Origin of the sequence: Streptomyces sp. PA03-1a (assembly GCF_033792805.1) — a bacterium.
In the GTDB taxonomy this organism is placed as follows: Bacteria; Actinomycetota; Actinomycetes; order Streptomycetales; family Streptomycetaceae; genus Actinacidiphila.
This window is the reverse complement of record NZ_JARAVO010000014.1, coordinates 58,841-64,947: the sequence shown is the minus strand read 5'-3', so window position 1 is coordinate 64,947 and position 6,107 is coordinate 58,841. Positions and strand designations below refer to the sequence as shown.

Annotated in this window: 5 protein-coding genes; 1 reads left to right on the top strand and 4 read right to left on the bottom strand. The window is 73.6% G+C overall.

Going from position 1 to position 6,107, the window contains the following annotated elements; genetic code table 11:
• Window positions 1–74: 74 nt before the first annotated feature.
• The 4 genes from PV341_RS05120 to PV341_RS05105 all read right to left on the bottom strand — a co-directional run bounded on the left by PV341_RS05120 (window position 75) and on the right by PV341_RS05105 (window position 4,291).
• The gene (locus PV341_RS05120) at window positions 75–1,226 is read right to left on the bottom strand and encodes a GGDEF domain-containing protein (protein WP_500326704.1); all 1,152 of its coding nucleotides are present in this window, start codon (window positions 1,224–1,226) and stop codon (window positions 75–77) included.
• Window positions 1,227–1,325: 99 nt separating this feature from the next.
• Window positions 1,326–2,129 (bottom strand): enoyl-CoA hydratase/isomerase family protein, encoded by an 804-nt coding sequence (locus tag PV341_RS05115; protein WP_500326702.1) that lies wholly within the window; start codon window positions 2,127–2,129, stop codon window positions 1,326–1,328.
• A 70-nt stretch (window positions 2,130–2,199) separates the two neighbouring features.
• Window positions 2,200–3,222: an adenylate/guanylate cyclase domain-containing protein gene (locus tag PV341_RS05110; protein ID WP_500326834.1), complete on the bottom strand. Its 1,023-nt coding sequence runs from the start codon at window positions 3,220–3,222 to the stop codon at window positions 2,200–2,202.
• Window positions 3,223–3,448: 226 nt separating this feature from the next.
• Window positions 3,449–4,291 (bottom strand): biotin--[acetyl-CoA-carboxylase] ligase, encoded by an 843-nt coding sequence (locus tag PV341_RS05105; RefSeq protein ID WP_500356849.1) that lies wholly within the window; start codon window positions 4,289–4,291, stop codon window positions 3,449–3,451.
• Between the two features lie 217 nt (window positions 4,292–4,508).
• Here PV341_RS05105 and PV341_RS05100 point away from each other — a divergent pair, with 217 nt between their 5' ends.
• Window positions 4,509–6,098, top strand: a complete 1,590-nt coding sequence (locus tag PV341_RS05100) for an acyl-CoA carboxylase subunit beta (RefSeq protein WP_500356848.1) — start codon at window positions 4,509–4,511, stop codon at window positions 6,096–6,098.
• Window positions 6,099–6,107: the final 9 nt, after the last annotated feature.

The window sequence follows — 6,107 nt, the reverse complement described above, 5'->3', positions numbered from 1 at the left end:
GAGCGGCGCCGCTTCCGGGGGCGGGACTGAAGCCGGCCCGTCCCATGGTGCGCTCCCCGGGCCCCGGGCCGGCTTCAGTCCCGCCCCCGGAAGCGGCGCCGCTCCACGTCATGGCCCGCGGGCTGGTCGGCGAGCCGGACCACCGGGTCCTCGGGCGCCCCGCGCCCGGCGACCACCGGCTCCACCGAGTGCAGGGCCTTCGCCCGGTACTGGGCCGCGTCCGCCAGCCGGAACAGCCGGCGCCCCGAGGTCACCACGCCGATCTCGGCGTCCGTGGACGCCACCCCGACCGCCACCCCGTCGCCCAGCCCCAGCCACTTGGTCCGCACGCACAGCTCCTCGGCGACCGCCACGACCTGCTCCGCGCGGTGCCCGACCGACAGCAGGCAGAACTCGTCGCCGCCCAGCCGCGCGACCAGGCTGCCCTCCAGTGCCGCCCCGCACAGCGACAGCACGGAGCCGAAGCCGACCAGCAGCCGGTCGCCGACCGCGTGCCCGAGCTGGTCGTTGACCCGTTTGAGCCCGTTGAGGTCGCAGACCATCAGGCTCACCGGGGTCCCGTCGGCCCGGTGCCGTTCCACCGCCTCCTCCAGCCGCTGGTCGACCGCCCGCCGGTTGGCCAGCCCGGTCAGCGGGTCGGTGAAGGCCAGCCGGCGCACCTCCGCCAGCCGCTCGGTCTGGGCGATCCCGGCCGCGGTGAGCGCCGCGAGCACGGTCGCGAACTCGGCGTCGTCCCGGTCGAAGACCGGCCGCCCGGCGCCCCGGGCCACGTACAGCTCGCCCCAGGCGAGCCCGTGCAGCATGATCGGCGCGACGACGCAGGAGGTGCGGCCGCGCCGCCGCAGCGTGGCCACCCGCTGGTGGCAGTAGGCGCCAGTACGGCCCGCCGCCGGGCCCTCGGCCGTCTCGATCCAGGCGTGCGGCTCGCCGCCCTCGGTCCACTTGGCGTGCAGGAACTCCACGATCTCCGGGAAGTCCGCGACCGAGTACACCTCCTCGACGGGCTGCGGCTCCTCGCCGGGCGCCAGGTCCCCGTCGTTGACCAGCACCCGCAGCCGTCCCCGGTCGCGCTCCCAGCGGGAGATCGCCGCCATGGAACCGCCGAGGGCGATCCGCGCCGAGGACGCGGCGGCGACGGCCGCCTCCATGGGCGACTTCGCCGCCGCCACCGCCCGCGCGAGTTCGGCGACGGCGCGCAGTCGAGCGTCCCCGCCGGTGCCGTTCATGCGCCCGTCTCCTGTCGCCCGCAGACTTTTTACCAGTTTGCGACGTTCGCACGGCCCCGCACGTTACGCGCCCGTCGGCGCGGTCGTTTTCCGCCTCAATCACTCACCCGGCCACACCGGGTCGCGCTTCTCGTTGAAGGCCGCGACACCCTCGGTGCGGTCCCCGGAGAAGGCGACCGTGCGCCACGCGGCGTCCTCGACGTCCAGCCCGGTCCGCAGGTCGGTGCCCTGGCCCAGCCGCAGCGCCCGCTTGGCCGCACGCAGGCCCACCGGCGAGTTCCCGGCGATCCGCGAGGCCAGGCCGAGCGCCTCCACGCGGTCCTGCCCCTGCTCCGCGAGCACGTCCACCAGACCCAGCGCCAGCGCCTCCGCCGCGGGCACCCGGCGCCCGGTGAAGATCAGCTGCGCCGCCCGGGCCGCGCCCACCCGGCGCGGCAGCAACTGCGTGCCGCCGCCACCGGGGATCACGCCCACCGTGACCTCCGGCAGCCCCACGACGGCCGTCGGGTCGGCGACGATCACGTCGCACGCCAGCGCCAGCTCGTACCCGCCGCCGAGGGCGAAGCCGTGCACCGAGGCCACGGACGGCATCGGCAGTTCCAGCACGGCCGTGTAGGCGGCCCGCGTGTACGGGCGCTGCCGCGCGAGGTCGGCGTCGGTGAAGGAGTTGCGCTCCTTCAGGTCGGCGCCCACGCAGAACGCCCGCTCGTGGGTCGAGGTGAGCACGGCACAGCTGACCGACCGGTCGGCGGACAGCGCCGCGCACGCCTCGGTGACCGCCCGGGCCATGTCCGTCGAGATGGCGTTCATCGCCTTGGGCCGGTCCAGCACCAGTTCCGCCACCCGCCCGGCGTCACCGTGCCTGCGTACCGCCACCCACTCGCCAAACCGCTGCTCGGCCATCGCGCCGCCACCTCCGGGTCGCTGTTAACGATCGTGAACCGTCGACCGCCAGCGTAGTGGGCGTGCCCGCTCAGCCGCCGCGGCGGTTCAGCAGCCAGGGCTCGACCACGCCGAGACCGCGCACCGGCCGCCGCCACATGGGCTGCAGCCCGAAGCGGTACTTCTCCTCCGACCCGGGCTCGAGCTCCGCCTCCGACTCGGGTGCCTCGCCCGCCGCGACGAGCGCCTGCGCCAGCTCGCCGTCGACGAGCACCGCGTCCCGTGGCGCTATCGAGGTCAGCCGGCTCGCCAGGTTCACCGTGGTGCCGAAAACGTCGCCCATGCGGGTCGTGACGGTGCCGAAGGCCATGCCGACGCGCAGCGCCGGCATCGTCTCGTCGCCGTTCATCGTCTCGATCAGCCGCATGCCGATCTCGGCGGCCGTGCCGGCGTCGTCCGCGACGAACAGCACTTCGTCACCGAGGGTCTTGATGAGCCGTCCGCCGTGCGCGGCCACCTGGTCGGCGGCCGTGGTCTCGAAGGCCTCGACCAGCTCGCCGAGTTCCTCCTCCTCCAGCCGCCGGGTGAGCCGGGTGAAGCCGACGAGGTCGGCGAAGCCGACCGCCAGCCGGCGGTCGACGGCCTCCTCGTCGTCCGAGCGGACGACCCGGCTGGTGGCGGCGGCCAGCTGGCGCCGCCACACGTAGGTGAGGAACTCCTCCAGCTCCGGCAGCAGCAGCTCGACCAGCGGATACGCCACCTCGCCCCGGGTCATGCCGGGTTCGGGCGGCTCGGTGAGCTCCTCCAGGAAGGAGTCGGTCTGCCACTCGGCCAGCCGGGCCGTGGTCTGGCCGGTGGAGCGGGCGACCTGGATCGCCGTGCTCTCGCTGATCAGCCCGGCCTCGACCAGACCCGCCAGGCGGCGCAGCGCCAGGACGTCGGCCTCGGTCAACGCGCGTGCCTGGCCGATGTCGGCGAAGCCCATCGCGCGCCAGAACCGGGCGGCGAGGTCCATCGAGACGCCGGCGCTGCGGGCCGCCTGAAAAGGTGTGTAGTGCCGTCCGGAGCCCAGGATCAGGTGCTCCAGGCGCAGTGCGATCGGGTCCTCTTCGATGGCGTGGGACCGGGTGGATCCGCCCCGTTCCTCGGGCTCCTCGCGCTCGTCGCGCTCCTCGTGTTCCGCCTGTTCGCGACGAGGCCCGCCCGGCTCCTCGTGCGGCGGGAGGTCGCTCGCGTCGTCCACGGTCACCGCCCGCCCCCTCCTGGGTCCCTGCGCACCGGCCCTTCCGATCACCGCGTCGGAGGCTGCCGCCTCAACAATACGGCAGGTGTGGCCTGGCTCACTGTCCCGCCGGCCGCACGTGGACGACGTCGCCCGCGGCGACCGCCCGCTCGCCCTCGCCGGTCGCGACGACCAGCCGCCCGTCGTCGTCGACGGCCACCGCCCGCCCGCCGACCTCGCCCCCGCCGGGGAGTTCGGCGCGCACGGTGCGGCCGAGCGTCACGCAGCCGGCGGCGTACGCCTGCTGCAGCCGGGAGCCGGCCGGATCGCCGTCGGCGCGCAGCCACTCGCCGTACCAGTCGGCCAGGGAACGCAGCACCGCGCGCAGCAGCGGGTCGCGGTCGGTGACCTTGGCCCCGGCGAGCATGAGCGAGCCCGCGGCCGGGACCGGCAGCTCCTCCTCGCGGAGGGTGACGTTGAGGCCGATGCCGATCACCACGGCGTCGTCGCCGACGCGCTCGGCGAGGATGCCGCCGGTCTTCCGTTCCTCGCCGTCGACGGTGACGAGCACGTCGTTGGGCCACTTCAGCCCGGTGTCCACGCCCGCCGTCCGTGCCACGGCGGTGGCCGTCGCCACACCGGCCAGCAGGGGCAGCCAGCCCCAGCGCCGGGGCGGGACGGAGGCCGGCCGCAACAGCACGGAGAAGAACAGCCCGGAGCGGGCGGGGGCCTGCCACTGGCGGTCCAGGCGGCCGCGCCCCGCGGACTGCTCCTCGGCGACCAGCACCGCGCCCTCGGCGGCGCCCTCCCGGGCCCGGGCGCCCAGGTCGCTGTTGGTGGAGCCGGTGGAGCCGACCACGTCCAGGTCGGTCCACAGGCTGTCGGGGGTGACGATCGCGCGGCGCAGGGCGGCCGCGTTGAGCGGCGGCCGCTCGAGGTCGGACCAGCGGTTCGAGGTCATACCTCCCAGCGTAGGGTCTGCCCTCCGGATCGCCGTGGACGCGCCCGCCAGGGCCCGGGACGACGCGGCGGCCGGGAAGGCGGACCCTGGGAGTGGAGTGTGGCCAACGCCGCACTGACCGGGCAGCATCCGCGCGGTTACGCTACGAAAACAGCATTACTCGCCAGTCACGTCACACCCTCAGAACGACCCGACGAGAGCAGGAGAGCCGCCTCCCATGGCCGAGCCGGAGATCGACATCCACACCACCGCGGGGAAGCTCGCGGACCTGCGCCGCCGCGTTGACGAGGCGACCCACGCCGGCTCGGCGCGCGCGGTGGAGAAGCAGCACGCCAAGGGCAAGCTGACCGCGCGTGAGCGCATCGAACTGCTGCTGGACGAGGGCTCCTTCGTCGAACTGGACGAGCTGGCCCGGCACCGCTCGACCAACTTCGGCCTGGAGAAGAACCGCCCCTACGGGGACGGCGTCGTCACCGGCTACGGCACGGTGGACGGCCGCCCGGTGGCGGTCTTCTCGCAGGACTTCACCGTGTTCGGCGGCGCGCTCGGCGAGGTCTACGGCGAGAAGATCGTCAAGGTCATGGACTGGGCGCTGAAGACCGGCTGCCCGGTCATCGGCATCAACGACTCCGGCGGCGCGCGCATCCAGGAGGGCGTCACCTCGCTCGGCCTGTACGGCGAGATCTTCCGCCGCAACACCCACGCGTCCGGCGTCATCCCGCAGATCTCGCTCATCCTGGGCCCCTGCGCGGGCGGCGCGGTCTACTCCCCCGCCATCACCGACTTCGTGGTGATGGTCGACCAGACCTCGCACATGTTCATCACCGGCCCGGACGTCATCAAGACCGTCACCGGTGAGGACGTCGGCTTCGAGGAACTGGGCGGCGCCCGTTCGCACAACACCGTCTCCGGCAACGCGCACCACATGGCCGGCGACGAGAAGGACGCCATCGAGTACGTCAAGGCGCTGCTGTCCTACCTGCCGTCCAACAACCTCCAGGAGGCCCCGGCCTTCCCGCAGGAGGCGGAGCCGGAGGTGTCGGCGGAGGACCTCGAGCTCGACACCCTGATCCCGGACTCGGCGAACCAGCCGTACGACATGCACCAGGTCATCGAGCACGTCCTGGACGACGGCGAGTTCCTGGAGACCCAGGCGCTGTTCGCGCCCAACATCGTGACCGGCTTCGGCCGGATCGAGGGCCACCCGGTCGGCGTCGTCGCCAACCAGCCGATGCAGTTCGCCGGGTGCCTGGACATCAACGCCAGCGAGAAGGCGGCGCGTTTCGTCCGCACCTGCGACAGCTTCAACGTCCCGGTCGTCACCTTCGTCGACGTGCCCGGCTTCCTGCCCGGCACCGACCAGGAGTGGAACGGCATCATCCGGCGCGGCGCCAAGCTGATCTACGCGTACGCCGAGGCGACCGTCCCGCTGATCACCGTCATCACGCGCAAGGCGTTCGGCGGCGCCTACGACGTCATGGGCTCCAAGCACCTCGGCGCCGACCTCAACCTGGCCTGGCCGACCGCCCAGATCGCCGTCATGGGCGCCCAGGGCGCCGTCAATATCCTGCACCGCCGCACCCTGGCCGAGGCGGGCTCCCCGGAGGGGGCGGAGGCGCTGCGCGCCCAGCTGATGCAGGAGTACGAGGACACCCTGCTCAACCCCTACGTCGCCGCGGAGCGCGGCTACGTCGACGGCGTGATCCTGCCCTCGGAGACCCGCACGCACCTGGTGAAGGCGCTGCGGACGCTGCGCAACAAGCGCGAGAGCCTGCCCCCCAAGAAGCACGGCAACATCCCCCTGTAAGGAGCGCGC

Coding starts and splice junctions, on each gene's coding strand:
- PV341_RS05120 (WP_500326704.1), bottom strand. CDS start 1,226: ATGAACGGCACCGGCGGGGACGCTCGACTGCGCGCCGTCGCCGAACTC.
- PV341_RS05115 (WP_500326702.1), bottom strand. CDS start 2,129: ATGGCCGAGCAGCGGTTTGGCGAGTGGGTGGCGGTACGCAGGCACGGT.
- PV341_RS05105 (WP_500356849.1), bottom strand. CDS start 4,291: ATGACCTCGAACCGCTGGTCCGACCTCGAGCGGCCGCCGCTCAACGCG.
- PV341_RS05100 (WP_500356848.1), top strand. CDS start 4,509: ATGGCCGAGCCGGAGATCGACATCCACACCACCGCGGGGAAGCTCGCG.